The sequence below is a fragment of the Kitasatospora indigofera genome, assembly GCF_014655955.1.
Taxonomy (GTDB): Bacteria; Actinomycetota; Actinomycetes; order Streptomycetales; family Streptomycetaceae; genus Kitasatospora; species Kitasatospora indigofera.
Map to the genome: position 1 here is coordinate 120,806 of NZ_BNBO01000010.1, position 14,054 is coordinate 134,859.

The following is a 14,054-nucleotide window of genomic DNA, read 5'->3' on the forward strand; positions in this document are numbered from 1 at the left end:
AGCCGCCGCTCCGTCAGGCGGTCAGACGTCGGCGGCCGGCGACGCGTGCCCGGCCTGCCCGCCGGACCGCTCCCCGCCGGGCCGGTCCCCGGCCGGCCGGGCCGCGGCGAGCGCGGTGAGGGCGGCCTCCGCACCGGGGTGGCCCGGGTCCAGCCGCAGGGCCCGGCCGAGCGCCTCGGCGGCGCGGGCACGGTCGCCGCGGCGGGCCGCCGCCTTGCCCAGCACCACCCAGGCCACCACCAGTCCGGGCTCCAGCCGGACCGCGCGCTCCAGCTCGCCGACCGCCTCCCCCAGCGACCCGGCGCGGGCCAGCCGCAGGCCCTCGTTGTAGGCGAGCCGGCCGCGCAGCCGCAGGTGCACCAGCGGCGCGAGGTCCTCCTGGCAGCCGGGGCAGCGCAGGCTGTCCGGGGCGGGGGCGAGCCGGCAGAGCGGGCACTGCACGCCGTACCCGGCTCCGTCGTCCTGCCGGGGGATCACCGGCTCGGGCCGTCCGGTCATCGCGGCCCCGCCTCCTCGGGCCGCACCGGACCGCTCGGCACCGAGCCGTGGTGCGCGTCGATGTCCTGCCCGGCGAGCGCGTAGCACTCCACCAGGTCGGTCATGCCGGCGTTGACCAGCTCGTAGTTGCCGGTGTCCAGGCCGTCGTCGACACGCTGCAGGGCCGCCCGGATCTGCTGGGCCAGCGCCGGGCTGACCATGCCCTGGACGACGAAGACCCGGCAGTACGTCAGGACCCGCACGGTGTGGCCCAGAGCCGCGATCGCCGCGTCCGCCCGCTCGGCGGCGTCCACCGCGGCCGCCTGGTCCCCGGCGTCCCGGGCCGCGTCCAGCTCGGCGCGCAGCCGCTTGAGCTCCTCCAGGTCGTCCGGGCGCAGCAACCGGTCGCAGCTCTGGATGACCGCGCTCAGGTAGGCGCTCACGCCCCGGACCATCGCCTGCGCCTCCTGGCGCTGCAGCGAGTCGGCCAGCATCTGCTCGGCCGAGCGGCCCTTGACCTGGCCGGCGGCCATGTCGTCGAGCTCGCCGAGCAGGTTCTCGGCGGCGCGGCGCTCCTCCGGGGTGAGCTCCTGCTCCCAGCGCTCGGTGAACTCCGCCACCGCGCGCCGGCGGTCGTCCACCTTGGCCCGCCACTCGGGGTCCAGGACGGTGCGCTGCAGGGTGACCGTCTTCGCCTCGCCGCCCTTGATCCGCACCTCCAGGGTGATGGTGCGGTCGGCGGAGAGCCCGAAGGAGACGGTGATCCGGGCCCGGCCGGTGGCGTCCTCCGGCAGCTTCATGGTGAGGGCGCCGATCAGCTCGTTCTGCTGGGCCACCTCGTGGTCGCCCTCGTAGACGGCCACCTCCAGGCGCCGGCTGCCGCCGCCGGTGGCGAAGAAGTCCTTGTGGACGGGCTCCGCCGTCGGGTAGTTGGTGTTCTTGGGGATGATCACCGCCATCCGGCCGTCGTTGAGCTCGATCCCGAGGTCCTTCGGGGTGATGTCGAAGGGGTTGGCGACCTGCATCCACTCCCCGCAGCCCGAACAGGACTCCGCGCCGGGGGCGTTGAGCACCCCGCAGGCGGCGCAGCGGAGGCCGCCGGTGTCCCCGTCGGCGGCCGCCGGGGCCAGCGACTCGCCGCACAGGCCGCAGGCGGTGGCTCCGGGCGCGGCGGCGGTGCCGCAGCGCGGGCAGCTCCGCACCCCGGCCGCGGCGGCCGGGACCGGCGGCAGCGCCGGGTGCTCGTCGGGGACGGGGGGCGTCCCGCACTTCGGGCACTCGGCGGCCTGCGGGTCGACCGGCAGGAAGCAGCCCTGGCAGGTGGTCCTGGGCTCACCGAGCAGCGAGTTGCCGCAGCCGGCGCAGTCGGCGGCGGCGAGCGGGTTGTCGGTGCGGCAGGACGGGCAGTCCAGCTCGGCGATCAGCGCGGACTGCACGGCGGCGCCGAGCGCCACGCACTGCATCGGGTTCACGCCCCGGCGGATCCGCTCCGGCCCGAACAGCGCCGCCAGCTCCCGCTCGACCAGCGGGATCGCGGTCGAGCCGCCGACCAGCAGGACCTCGTCGATGTCACCGACGGTGAGGTTGGCCTCCCGGACGGCCTTGCGGGTCAGCTCCAGGGTCCGTTCGATCCGGCCGGCCACCAGGCGCTCGAAGCGCTCCCGCTCCAGCTCGGTCTCCAGGATCAGCAGGCCGCCGCCGAGCCCGGTCAGGTTGAGGTCGGCCACCAGCTGGCTGGACAGTTCGATCTTCGCGCCCTCGGCCGCCCCGTCGATCCTCGGCCGGTCCCGCTGGTCGGGCTCGTAGCCGGCGCCGTGCTCGGCGCGGATCTCCCGCAGCAGCTCCTCGGTGAGCAGCCGGTCGAAGTCGTCGCCGCCCAGCAGGTTGTCGCCCTCGATGCCGAGCACCGAGACCGACCCGGGCATCAGCAGCAGGATCGAGATGTCGAAGGTGCCGCCGCCCAGGTCGTAGACGAGGACGGTCCGGCCCTCGTCGCCGAGATCACCGGTCATCCCGTACGCGAGGGCGGCCGCTGTCGGCTCGTTGATGATCCGCAGCACCTGGAACCCGGCCAGCCGGCCGGCCTCCTGGGTCGCGGCCACCTGTCGCTCGCCGAAGTACGCGGGCACGGTGATCACCGCGCGGTGGAACACGTCGCCGGACCGCAGCTCGGCGTCCTCCTTGAGCCGGCGCAGGATGATGGCCGAGAGTTCGATCGGCGTGTAGGCGCGGCCGTTGAACCAGACGTTGACGTCGCCGTCCTGGCCCGGCGTCACCCGGTACGCCAGGTCCTTCAGCACCGCCTGGACCTGCGGGTCCTTGAACTTGCGCCCGATGAAGCGCTTCACCGAGCGGATGATGTTCTCGGCGTCGGTGGCCACCCGGCCGCGCGCGCTGGAGCCGACCAGCAGCTCACCGCGCTTGCCCCGGCCGACCACCGACGGGGTGGCCTCCTGGTTCTGCCGGTTGTGGATGATCTCCGGTTCGCCCCGGCGGAGTTGGGCGACCACGGAGTTCGTGGTGCCGAGGTCGATACCGAGCGTCCTGTACACGTCCCTGTCCCCTCACTGCGCCGTCCGTCGGCACTGTGCTGCTGCTGGTCTCAGCCGCCGGTGTTGCCGGTGCCGGTACTGCCGGTGTCGGTACTGCCGGTGTCGGTGGTGGTGTCGGTGATGGTGCTGTCGGTGGTGACGGTGTCGGTGGTGACGGAGTCGGTGCTTGCTTCACCGGTGGTCCCGGCCACGGTCCCGGCGGTGTCCGGGCCGGCTCCGTTGCCGGCACTGCTGCCGGCAGCGACGGCACCGCCGCCCGCGGTGGTCCGGCGTTTCGCCCGGGACGGCTGCCGCTTCGGCTGCTTACGGACCGGCCGGGGCCGCTCGGTGGCGACTGCCTCCGGAAACGGCTCGGGCTCGGGTACGGGCTCGGGCTCGGGCTCGGGCTCGGGCTCGGGTACGGGCTCGGGCTCGGGTACGGGCTCGGGTACGGGCTCGGGCTCGGGTACGGGCGCCGGCTCCGCCGCCGGTCCGGCCGGCGACTCCTCCGGCGGCTCCTCCGACAGCTCCTCCAGCAGCTCTTCCGACGGCTCCTCCGGCAGTACGGAGACCACGACCCGGGCCCGGCGGAGGACCTGGTCCTGCCAGAAGAAGCCGGCCTGCACCACCTCGACCACGGTGTCCTCGGGCATCCCCGCGACCGGGGTGGTGGCCACGATCTCCGAGACGGCGGTGTTGGCGAGCCGGTTGTCGAAGCTCATCGGCCGCACCCCCGCCCGGGCCAGCTTGAGCCGCAGCAGCCGCCGGGTCGCCGCCACCCCCGCCTGCGCCTGCGCGGTGGCGAGGGCGGGGGCGCCGAGCAGGCGTTCGGGGTAGGGCACCGGCTGGAGTTCGGGGCCGGCGATGGCGCCGAGCGCGTCGTCCACCTCCAGCAGGCCGAGCAGCAGGTCACGCAGACCGCTCTCGGCCTCCTTGGCCTCCTCGGCCCGCTTGCGCTGGGCGAAGGCGCTGCGGAAGAGCAGCTTGCCGAAGGCGTCCGCGAGGTCCACGGCCGCGGCGCCGGGCGGCACCGGCAGCGGCTGTTCGTCGATGGCCAGCGGGTCGGGGCCGGCGGGGAGCCGGGCCCCGGGGATCTGCGGGCCGGGGAGCTGCGCGGTGGGGAGCCCGTCCGCGGGGAGCCGGGCGCCGGGGAGGTCCGGGGCCGGGCGGCCGGTGTCCGTCCCGGTCATTCGGGCACCTCCACCGGCGGCAGCACGGCGAGGGTCACGGCGTACCGGTCCACCGGCTCGAAGGGCGGCGGCTCGCCGGCCGGCGGGCGCCAGGCGGCCGTCACTTCGTCCGGGCGGATCACCACGAGGGCCTCCAGGGGCGGGAGTCCGAGCTCCCGCACGGGCGGCAGGAAGGTCTCGGGGGCGGCGTCGGCAAAGGTCTCGGCGAGGGCGGTCGGCCACTGGGCCGGCGCCGGCGCCTGGATGTCGAGGGCCAGTCGCTGGTCGGGGTTGCGCAGGGTCGCGGCGGCGGCGTTGACCTCGCGCGGACTGTGCCGGCGGGCCCGGATGGCCTTGAGGTGGGCCGCCTTGATCTCGGCCGCCCCGGCCCCGAGCGGGAGGCCGAGGATGTCGTACGCGGTCTCATCGGGCAGTGGCACGACGGTCTCCTGTCCCCATCAGCGCATCCTGGCCAACTGGGCGTTGAGCATCATCAGTTCGGTGTTGTAGGGGTCGATCTCCAGGCCTTCGCGGACGGCCCGGCGGGCCCCGTACAAGCCCCGCCGGTTGGCCAGGGCGACGGCCTGGATCCGGTAGCAGAGGGCCAGTTGCTGCCGGGTGTCGGCCAGGTCGAGGACCTCCAGGGACTTCTTGAGCAGGGCGACCGCCCGGGTGAAGTCGTCCGCGTTGGCCCGGTCGACGCCGTGGTTGCGCAGCGTCCAAGCCAGGGCCTCGCGGGTCTGCGCGTCGTCCTCGTACCGGCGGGCCTCCTCCAGCAGGCCGATGCGTTCCGTCGGCCGGCTCTTGAACTCCTCGCCGAGGGCGTGGTTGTGCAGCATCACGCCGAGGATCCGGCGGCCCTCGGCGCGGGCGTCGGCGACGTCCTTCTCGGGGTCGAGCGCCACCGCCTCGGTGGCGGCGGCGAGCGCCGGGGCGCGGTCCCGGGCGAGGGCGAGCTTGCGGCCCTTGCGGTACAGGACGCCGGACAGCGCGCGGCGGGTGTCGTCGCTGTCCGCGAGCGCCAGTGCCTCGCGCAGCAGCTCCTCGGCCGCCTCGAAGTCCCGGTCCCGGCCCTCGTCCATCAGGGCGCCGGCCCGGTTGCCCAGCACGGTGGCCGCCGTCCGCCGGACGAGTTCGTCGTCGGGGGTGAACCGCAGGGCCAGCCGGGCCAGCCGCAGCGCCTCGGCGTAGTCCCGCTGCTCGTTGTTCACCTTGCGGCCGAGCTGCAGGTAGCTGGCGCCCAGGTTCTGCCGGACGCCGTGGTGGCCCGGGGCGAGGGCGAGGGCCTGCTCCAGCAGGGCGACCGCGCCGGCGTGGTTCTCGCTGTCCTCGGCCAGCAGCCCCCGGACGCCCTGGAGCGCGGCGTCCGCGATCTGCTCGCGGCGGGTGTCGAGCGCGGCGCCGCCGGCCGCGGCCCTGGTCCAGCTGTCCAGCGCGGCGGCCCACTCCCGGTGCCGGTGGCGCTCCGCCGCCTGCCGGAGCAGGACTTCGGTCAGCAGGCCGGCGGCGTCCTGGCCCGCCCGGCCGGCCAGCGCCGCGACGGCCTCCTCGTAGAGGCCCTGCTCCAGCAGGAAGTGCTGGACGCCGAGCGGGGAGAGCAGGGCGGCGAGCCGGGCGGGACCGCCGGCGGCGAGGGCGGCGTCCAGGGCGCCGGTCCAGGCCGGCCCGGCGGGTTGTTCCCGGATCCGGGCGAGCAGCAGCGGGCCGCAGGCGAGCCCGGCCGGGCCGTCGCCGGCCAGGGCGGCCCGGGCCATCTCCTCGGCGGCCCGCAGTTCGAGGCTCCACCGGACGTCCAGGGTGATGCCGGCGTCCTGCTCGGGCAGGCCTTCGGCGGCGTCGCTCTCCCGCAGGTCCCGGCCGATCCGCTCGGCCAGGGCCGCCCGGGCGGTGGCGATCTGCTCAGGCGCCGGGGTGCGTCCGGTCCGCTCGGCGAGCAGGGCCCAGAACGCCGGGCTGTGCAGGACGGCGGCCCAGCAGGCGGCAGTCCACTCCCAGTAGGCGCGGCCCGCGCCCGAGGCGGCCAGCCGGTGGGCGGCCAGGGCCAGCGCGTGGATGGCGGCCAGGTCGCCGGGGGCCTGCTGCCAGGACGCCCGGCGGTGCTCCCAGGCCTGCGGGTGCCGGCCCTCCTGCTCGTCCAGGTCGGCGCGGCGCTCGGCCAGCAGTTGCTTGCCGCGCAGGCCGGTCGGGTGGGCGGGGGCCAGTTCGAGGGTCAGGTCGAGCTGCTGCTCGGCCTCCTCGTAGCGCTGCTCGTGGGCCGCCCGGACGGCCAGCGCGAACCGGACGGCGGCCAGGGCGGCGCGGGCCTCCTCGTCCCGGCCGGCCTCGCCGAAGGCCCGGGCGGCGCCGGCCGGGTCTCCGCGCTCGGCGCGGAGCAGGGCCGCCGTCCGGCGGGCGCGGGGATCGGCGGGTGCCCAGCGGGTGAGCGCGGCCTCGGCCGTTTCCAGGTCGCCGGCCCGGCGGGCGGCGTCGAGCAGGGCGGCGGTGACCGGGGCCAGGCAGCTGCGGCAGCGGACCGCGGCCGCGGAAGGGGAGGCGGAGGCGTTCGGGGAGGCGATGGGGGCGGCGCGCAGGACGGCGGCGTGGTCGTCGCAGCAGGGCCGCCCGCACTGGCCGCACCGGACGGTGGACGGCGCCGGGCAGTCCCCGGCGGCCTCCTCCCCGGCCGTGTCCCCCTGCCCCGCGGCGCAGCGCAGCGCCGGGACGCCGGGGGCGTCGCCCGGGGAGCCGGGCTCCTGCTCAGGGTCCAGGGCGTTCGTGTCCAGGACGTGCGTGTCCAGGGCGTGCGCGTAGAGGGCGGCGGCGCGGGCCCAGCTCCCGGCCCGGGCGGCGAGCGCCCCGCGCAGCACGGCCTCGGCCGGGTCCTGCGGGAGCACGTCGGCGGCGCCCGGGGCACCGGCCCCGGCCCCGGCCGGAGCGGGGTGCTCGGCCCCGGCCTGGTCGCCCAGCAGCGCGACCGCGAGCGCCGGGCGGCCCTGCACCAGCCGGGCCAGCGCCAGGTGGTGGCGGCCGCGGGGGGTGATCCGGCGCTGCCCCAGCGGCCGGAGCAGGTCCACGACGGCGGCGGCGTCACCGCTCAGGAGGGCCGGCACGGCGAGCAGGTGGGTGGCGCGGGCGTCCTCGGGGTCGGACAGCAGGGCGATCCGCAGCAGGCGGGTGACCCGGCGGCGGGCCGGCTCGTCGGCGGGCCGGGCGAGCAGCGCGGTGCCGCCCTCGCGCAGGGCGGCCTCGGCGATGAGCACCGGCCAGGTCGGGGCGGCCGGATGGGTGCCCTCCGGGTCGAGGTCACGGCAGCTCTCCCAGAGTTCGCGGGCGCCGGCATGGTCACCGGCGGCCAGGGCGCGGCGGGCCAGGTGGTCCCGGGCGGTGGCGAGGTTGCGGGCCACGGCGGGAATCCGCTCCAGGGCGGTCCAGCACTCGGCGGCGGCGGCCGGGTCGCCGAGGGCGGCGTGGGCGAGGCCGCGGTGGTGGACGGCCTCGGCGCCCCGCAGGCCGTCGAGGAAGTGCAGGGCCTGGGCGGGCTGGGCGGCGGCGGCGAGCGCCGCGCCGAGTCTGACCCGGCCGGGCTCCCAGTCCGGGGTCCGGGCGAGTCCGGCCTGGTACTGGGCGACGGCGGCGGCCGGGTCGGCGGCCCGTTCGGCCAGCAGCCCCAGGCCGAAACGGGCGGGCGCGTGGTCGGCGTCGGCCCGCAGCGCGGCCTCGAAGCAGGCCCCGGCGGCGGCGTCCTCGTGTTCGGCGACGGCCAGCACACCGCGCGCGTAGTGGGTGCGCGGGTCGTCCTGGCCCTCCCGGACGGCGGCGTCGAGGTCGGCCCGGGCCCGGCGGAGATCGCCCGCCTCGCGGTGCGCGATGCCGCGCTGCAGCGGGACCTCGCGGCGCAGCCGCTCCCCCAGGGTCCAGGGGGACGGCGTGCCGGGCGGGCGGCGGGCGGCCTCGTCCAGGGCCTGGACGGCCTCCGGATGGCGGCCCTGCCCGGCCAGCACCACGCCCAGCCGGAACCAGATCTCGGCGCTGCCGGTGACCGCGCCGCCGGCCGCGCCCTGGCCGGTGGCGACCCGCAGGGTGGCCTCGGCGTCGGCCGGGCGGCCGCCGGCGCGCTGCGCCGCGCTGCGGGCGAGCACCGCCCATTCCAGGCCGGGCGCGGCCAGCAGCACCCGGCGGGCGAAGTCCGCCGCCTCGGCGTGGCCCAGCCGGCGGGCGGCCAGGCAGCGCTGCTGGAGGTACGCGTCGACCGGGCCGGCCGCCTGCCCCGGGGCGGCCGCCAGCGCGGCGAGCACGATGTCGAGCTCCTCCACCCCGGCCTCGGCGGCCGGGACGGCGCCGGCGGCGATGTCCTCGGCCAGCGCCCGGAGGGCCTCCGGCGGGAGTTCGGTGAGGGCGAAGGCCTCGCGGTAGAGCCGGAGGGCGGCCGGGCCGTCGCCGAGGGCCGCGGTGCAGAGCCCCTGGCCGACCAGCGCGTTGCCGCGGCCCTTGCGCAGCGTCGGGCTGAGGGCGGCGCCGGCCAGCCGTTCGGCGAGCTTGCGGTAGGCGCGCAGGGCCTGCGGCGTACGGCCGGCGGCCCGGGCGGCGTCGGCCGCGGCGAGGAGCTGGGCGTACTGGTCGGCCCGGGTGACCGGGCGGCTCGCGGCGCGCCGGCGGAGACCGGCCCCGAGCAGCAGGGCGATCACCGGCAGCAGGACGAGAAGGATCGTCATCGCCGCATCCGGGCGTGGCTACGCCCATCCGTCGCACTCAACGGACCCCCCTCAGCTGCCGTCTCGGCTGTCTCCCCCGGTGCGGCCCGCGTCAGGTCGGTCACGTCGTCCGGGTGCGCGGGAACACCAGGAAATCATCTTGCCGGGCAATCGGCCGGAACGGAGATCTCTTCCCGAAATCACCTCAAAAACCTTGGCATCGAACAAGTTTGTCGATCAGTCATATGATGATCGACTGCGCCCCGGGGCGGGCAGGGCACCGGCTGACCAGGGGTTTCCGACCGGCACTCCGACCACGCCGGGACAGCCTGACCGGGGCCGGACGGCCGGACGGACAGGGGCCGGACGGACAGGGGCCGGACGGCCGACCGGTCGGACGGACGACCGGTCGGACGGGGGCCGGACGGCCGGCGCGACCAGGTGCTCAGGGCCGCGGGTCGGTGACCTGTCCGAGGAAGAGCGGCTGCCCGGTGGCGGTGTCGCGGACCAGGAAGACGAACGGACGGTCGATGTGCAGCTCCACGGCCTGCCGGGGCATCTCCGCGGCGGCCGCGCCGATCCCGACGCCGCTGCCCGCGGCGGCGACCGTGCCGTCCTCGTCCACCGCGACGGTCGCCTTCTGCACCACGGCGTCCACCTTCAGCCGCTCCTGCTCGCCGGGGCCCGGGATGCCGCCGAGGTCGGCGTCGTCGAAGGCGGCGTTCACCCCGAGCGAGCGCAGCGGGGCGACGAGGTCGTTCGAGGTCTCGAAGGTGAAGCGGGGCAGGGTCAGGTCGACCTGCCGCTCGGCCAGGCCGCCGAGGATCCGGTCGAGCTGCGGGGCGTCCAGCCCGCGCACGAAGCCCTCGAACCCGCCCTGCGCGGGGACCACCAGGTCCATCGCCAGATTGCTCCCGGCATAGGGGAGTTCGACGGCCTGCCAGGGCTGTCCGGCGATCCCGCCGGACCCCTCGGCGTAGCGCAGCGCGGCGTTCCGGCCCATCGTGCTGACGGGCGCGGCGTTGCCGTCCGGGCGGTGGAACGGCTGGTCCGAGGTGTGGGCGTGGGGGAACGGCTCGCGCCACTTCGCCTTGAGGTAGAGGGCGTCGGTGAGGACGAGCCGGGTGTCCGGGGTGATGTCGCGCGGGCCGAAGAGGTCCTTGACCCGGCCCTCGGTGTCCTGCTCGACCAGGGCGTTGACCGCCTGGCGGGAGCCGGCCGGGTCCTTCCTGAAGTCGGTGGTCCGCACGCCCGTGTCGAAGGCGGCGGCGAGGGTGGCGAGGTAGCCGGGGTCCAGGGCGAAGCCCTGCTGGGCCCAGAGCGTGTCCGAGCGTCGCAGCACCGTGCCGTCCTTGCCGCCGGCGGGCCGGGACAGCCGGTCGAGCGCGCCGGTCGCCGCCGCGTACCGGGCGGGGGTGAGTCCGGTGTGCAGCGCCTTGGACAGCTCGTCCGCCGTGGCGCCGCGCGCGCCGGGCAGCACCATCGCCAGCGCGGTGGCCAGGCCGGACGGCGAGAGCACCAGGTTGCGGCCGGCGCCGCCGTCGGCCGTGAGCGCCCGGTAAAGGTCCACGCCGAAGGCGTTGGTCGCGGCGGCGGTGGCCGCCAGCTGCCCGGGATCGGCGCTCGCGGGGGTGGCGGGGACCGAGACCCGGACCACGGACGGCGCCGGGCCGGCGCCCGGGCCGGCCGTGCTGCCGCAGGCCGCGATCGGGGCCGTGGTCAGGACGGCCGCGAGGAGGAGCAGCACGGGGCGGCGGATCCGGCCGGTCCGGGAGGCCGGGCCGGTGCGGGGAACCGGTCCGGTGCGGGGAACCGGTCCGGTGCGGGGAACCGGTCCGGTGCGGGGAGCCCGTCCGGTGCGGGGAGCCCGTCCGGTCCCGCGGTTCGCGGCCGTTCCACTCGTCCTGCTCGCGTCGCTGACCTCAATTGCCCCACTGGCCCCACTGACCCCACTGGTCATGGCAGGTGTCCCCGTCCTGGTTCGGAGCGCCGGCCTGGGCCGCGGCGCCGGTACTGGCGGTTTCGGCTGTCGGCGGTTCGACGCGGCCGCCCCCGGTCCGGTTCCGGCCCGGTTCCCCCCTGCAACCGGACCGGCCCCGGATCACCTCGGACCGGCTCCCGCCCGGCCCCGGACCGCCTCCGGCCCGGGCAGGGCACCCGAGAGCGCGCGACGGCGGCGCGCCCGGCCGGCGGTCGCGGCCGGCCCGCCTACCCTGACGCCATGGCCGAGCCGAAGACCACCAGGACCACCGCCGACGTCGGGGAGTTCCTCGCCGCGGTGGCCGACGAACGGCGCCGGGCCGACGCCCAGGCGCTGTGCGCGCTGATGGCCGAGGCCACCGGCGCGGCGCCCGCCATGTGGGGCAGCGCGATCGTCGGGTTCGGGACGTACCACTACCGCTACGCGAGCGGCCGGGAGGGCGACTGGCCGCCGGTCGGGCTGGCGCCGCGCAAGCAGGCGCTGACCCTGTACGTGGCCGAGGGCTTCGAGCGGCACGCCGCTCTGCTGGCCCGGCTGGGCCCGGTCACCACCGGCAAGGGGTGCCTCTACATCAAGCGGCTGGCCGAGGTGGACGCCGAGGCGCTGCGCGAGCTGGTGAAGACGGCCTTCGACGCCTTCGACGGCAGGACGATCACCGGCTGACCCGGCCACGCGGCCGACCGCCGGACCGTGGGCCACCGTCCCGTGCCGTCCGGGTCACCCTCCCACGGCGGAAGGCCACCGTCCCACGTCACCCCGCATCTCCCGGCCGCCGTCCCGCGGCGGAAGACCGCCGGACGACGGCGGACAGCCACCGGTCGCCGGGGCCGGGCGAGGCGGGCCGCCGGTCAGTCCTGGTCCCAGAGCGCGCCGAGGGCCAGCAGCTCGTCGCGGTGCTCGATCCGCTCCACCCACTCGGCCGGCCAGGCGCCCGCGCCGTGGTGGGCGCCCGCGAAGGCACCGGCCAGGCAGGCCAGCGAGTCGGAGTCGCCCGAGGACCAGGCCGCCCGGCGGACGGCCGCGACCGGGTCGTCCGGGAGCAGCAGGAAGCAGAGCAGGCCGGTGGCGAAGGCCTCCTCGGCGATCCAGCCCTCGCCGGTGGCCAGGCAGGGATCGGTCTCCGCGTCGGGGGCGGCCAGCGCGGCGTCCAGCCGGTCCAGGACGTGCAGGCAGTCGTCCCAGCCCCGGGTGATGAAGCTCTCCGCAGACGGGTCCTGCGCCCGGTCGGCGAGGTCGCCGAGCCAGTACGCGTGGTACTCGGCCCGCTGCGCCAGCGCGTACGCCCGCAGCAGACCGGGGAGTTCGGCCGGCGCCGTACCGCGCGAGAGCAGGCGGACGGTGTACGCGGTGAGGTCGCCGGCGGCCAGCGCGGTGGGGTGGCCGTGGGTGAGCGCGGCCTGCAGCTGCGCGGCGCCGGCGCACTCCTCCTCCGTGAGCCCGGGCAGCAGGCCGACCGGCGCGACCCGCATGTTGGCGCCGCAGCCCTTGGAGCCCACGTCGGTGGCGTCCTGCCAGCGCCGCCCGTCCCGCAGCCGCTCGCAGGAGCGCAGGCAGGTCATTCCGGGGGCCCGGTTGTTGTCCGGCGAACGCCACCAGTCGACGAACTCCTCCCGCAGCGGCCGCTCCAGGCGCAGCGGCCCGAGCGGGCCGCGCTCCAGCGCGGTCCGCAGGGCGCGGGCCACCGCCAGCGTCATCTGGGTGTCGTCGGTGACCAGCGCCCGCTTGGGCAAGGGCAGTTCGCGCCAGTCGGGCCAGTCCGCCGCGATCCGCCCGACCGGCAGGAACTCGGTGGGTCGTCCCATGGCGTCGCCGATCGCCAGGCCCAGCAGCGTGCCGGTGGCGGCCTTGCGCGTCATGTCCCCTCCTTCTCGGTCACACCTCGACCAGCAGCTCCTTGAGCCCCCGGATCACGTACCCGGGCTGCCACTCGGGCTCGCGGACCAGGCGCAGCCCGGGGGCCCGGCGCAGCAGCGCGCCGTACGACTCGCCGAGCTCCAGTCTGGCGAGCGGGGCGCCCAGGCAGAAGTGAATTCCGGCGCCGAAGGTGATGTGCGGGTTGTCGGCGCGGGCGAGGTCGAGCCGGTCCGGGTCGGCGAAGCGGGCCGGGTCGCGGTTGGCGGACCCGAAGAGCAGGGCGATCTCGGAGCCGCGCGGGACGGGCGTGCCGGCCACCTCGATGTCCTCCAGCACCCAGCGCTCGAACATCTGCAGCGGGGTGTCGTAGCGCATCAGCTCCTCCACGGCGGTCGGCAGCAGTTCGTCCACCGAGTCGCGGAGCAGGGCGAGTTGGCCGGGGTTGCGGAACAGCGCCCACCAGCCGTTGCCGGTGGTGTTGACGGTGGCCTCGTGGCCCGCGTTCAGCAGCAGGACGCAGGTGGAGACCAACTCCTGCTCGGTCAGCGCGTCCGAGCCGTCCTGGGCCTGGATCAACGCGCTGAGCAGGTCGGTACCGGGCCGGGCGCGGCGCTCGCGGATCAGCCCGCGCAGGTAGTCGGAGAACTCGACGCTGGCGGCGACCGCCCGCCGCCCGGTCTCCTCGGTCGGGTTGAGCTCGAACATGCCGGTGATCGCGGCCGACCAGGGCCGGAGCAGCACCCGGTCCGCCGCGGGGATGCCGAGCATCTCGGCGATCACCGCGACCGGCAGCGGCTCGGCAACGGTGGCGATCAGGTCGCCGCCGCCGTCCGCGAGCAGGTCGCCGACCAGGTCGTCGGCGAGCCGGGCGACGGTGGGCCGCAGCTCCTCGACCCTCCTCGGCGTGAAGGCCTTCGCGACCAGTCGCCGGATCCGGGTGTGGTCGGGTGCCTCCAGGTCGAGCAACCCGCTGTCGTTGAGGGTGTGGAAGGGCTCGTGCGCCGGGTCAGGCGCGGGCCGCCCGAACTCCTCGTGGGTGTAGCGGTGGGTGTAGGTACGGCCGAGCCTGCGGTCCCGCAGCAGGGCGCTGACGTCCTGGTGCCGCGCGACCAGCCACTGCCCGGTCGGCTCGTACCGGCTCACCGGCGCGTGCTCGCGCAGCTCCGCGTACGCGTCGTACGGGTGCGCCACGAACTCGGCCGACCAGGGATCGAACATCGCTGTCGTCATGGGTCACTCCCTGCGGGGTCGGGGGAGCCATCCTAAGCAGGGGCGCCCCCTCCGGCCGCGGGTCAGGGCCGCCGCGGCCGGCTGCGTCTTGGCGTGCGGGTGCCGGCCGTTTCCTCACCCACCAGATGCGAGGTCAGGCCGG

General features: G+C 76.7%; 9 protein-coding genes. 1 reads left to right on the forward strand and 8 read right to left on the reverse strand.

Annotated elements, in window-relative coordinates; genetic code table 11:
* Window positions 1-21: 21 nt before the first annotated feature.
* From IE329_RS12305 to IE329_RS12330, 6 genes are all read right to left on the reverse strand, one after another.
* Entirely contained in the window at window positions 22-498 is a 477-nt protein-coding gene (locus IE329_RS12305; protein ID WP_190210880.1) for a tetratricopeptide repeat protein, read from the reverse strand.
* On the reverse strand, window positions 495-3,029 hold the full coding sequence (locus IE329_RS12310; RefSeq protein WP_190210881.1) for an Hsp70 family protein: 2,535 nt from the start codon (window positions 3,027-3,029) through the stop codon (window positions 495-497). Before IE329_RS12310 ends, IE329_RS12305 begins: the two co-directional genes overlap by 4 nt.
* A 50-nt stretch (window positions 3,030-3,079) precedes the next feature.
* Window positions 3,080-4,198, reverse strand: coding sequence for a nucleotide exchange factor GrpE (grpE, locus tag IE329_RS12315; RefSeq protein WP_190210882.1), 1,119 nt, complete (start codon window positions 4,196-4,198; stop codon window positions 3,080-3,082).
* Window positions 4,195-4,617 (reverse strand): J domain-containing protein, encoded by a 423-nt coding sequence (locus IE329_RS12320; RefSeq protein WP_190210883.1) that lies wholly within the window; start codon window positions 4,615-4,617, stop codon window positions 4,195-4,197. Before IE329_RS12320 ends, grpE begins: the two co-directional genes overlap by 4 nt.
* An 18-nt stretch (window positions 4,618-4,635) precedes the next feature.
* Complete coding sequence (locus IE329_RS12325) at window positions 4,636-8,868, reverse strand: tetratricopeptide repeat protein (RefSeq protein WP_190210884.1); 4,233 nt, start codon at window positions 8,866-8,868, stop codon at window positions 4,636-4,638.
* 424 nt (window positions 8,869-9,292) lie between these two features.
* The gene (locus IE329_RS12330; protein ID WP_190210885.1) at window positions 9,293-10,594 is read right to left on the reverse strand and encodes a serpin family protein; all 1,302 of its coding nucleotides are present in this window, start codon (window positions 10,592-10,594) and stop codon (window positions 9,293-9,295) included.
* 474 nt (window positions 10,595-11,068) lie between these two features.
* Here IE329_RS12330 and IE329_RS12335 point away from each other — a divergent pair, with 474 nt between their 5' ends.
* Window positions 11,069-11,491 (forward strand): DUF1801 domain-containing protein, encoded by a 423-nt coding sequence (locus IE329_RS12335; protein WP_190210886.1) that lies wholly within the window; start codon window positions 11,069-11,071, stop codon window positions 11,489-11,491.
* A gap of 185 nt (window positions 11,492-11,676) precedes the next feature.
* Here IE329_RS12335 and IE329_RS12340 read toward each other — a convergent pair whose 3' ends face one another.
* Both IE329_RS12340 and IE329_RS12345 read right to left on the reverse strand, forming a co-directional pair.
* Entirely contained in the window at window positions 11,677-12,684 is a 1,008-nt protein-coding gene (locus IE329_RS12340) for an ADP-ribosylglycohydrolase family protein (protein WP_190210887.1), read from the reverse strand.
* Between the two features lie 16 nt (window positions 12,685-12,700).
* Window positions 12,701-13,912: a cytochrome P450 gene (locus tag IE329_RS12345; RefSeq protein WP_229927378.1), complete on the reverse strand. Its 1,212-nt coding sequence runs from the start codon at window positions 13,910-13,912 to the stop codon at window positions 12,701-12,703.
* Window positions 13,913-14,054: the final 142 nt, after the last annotated feature.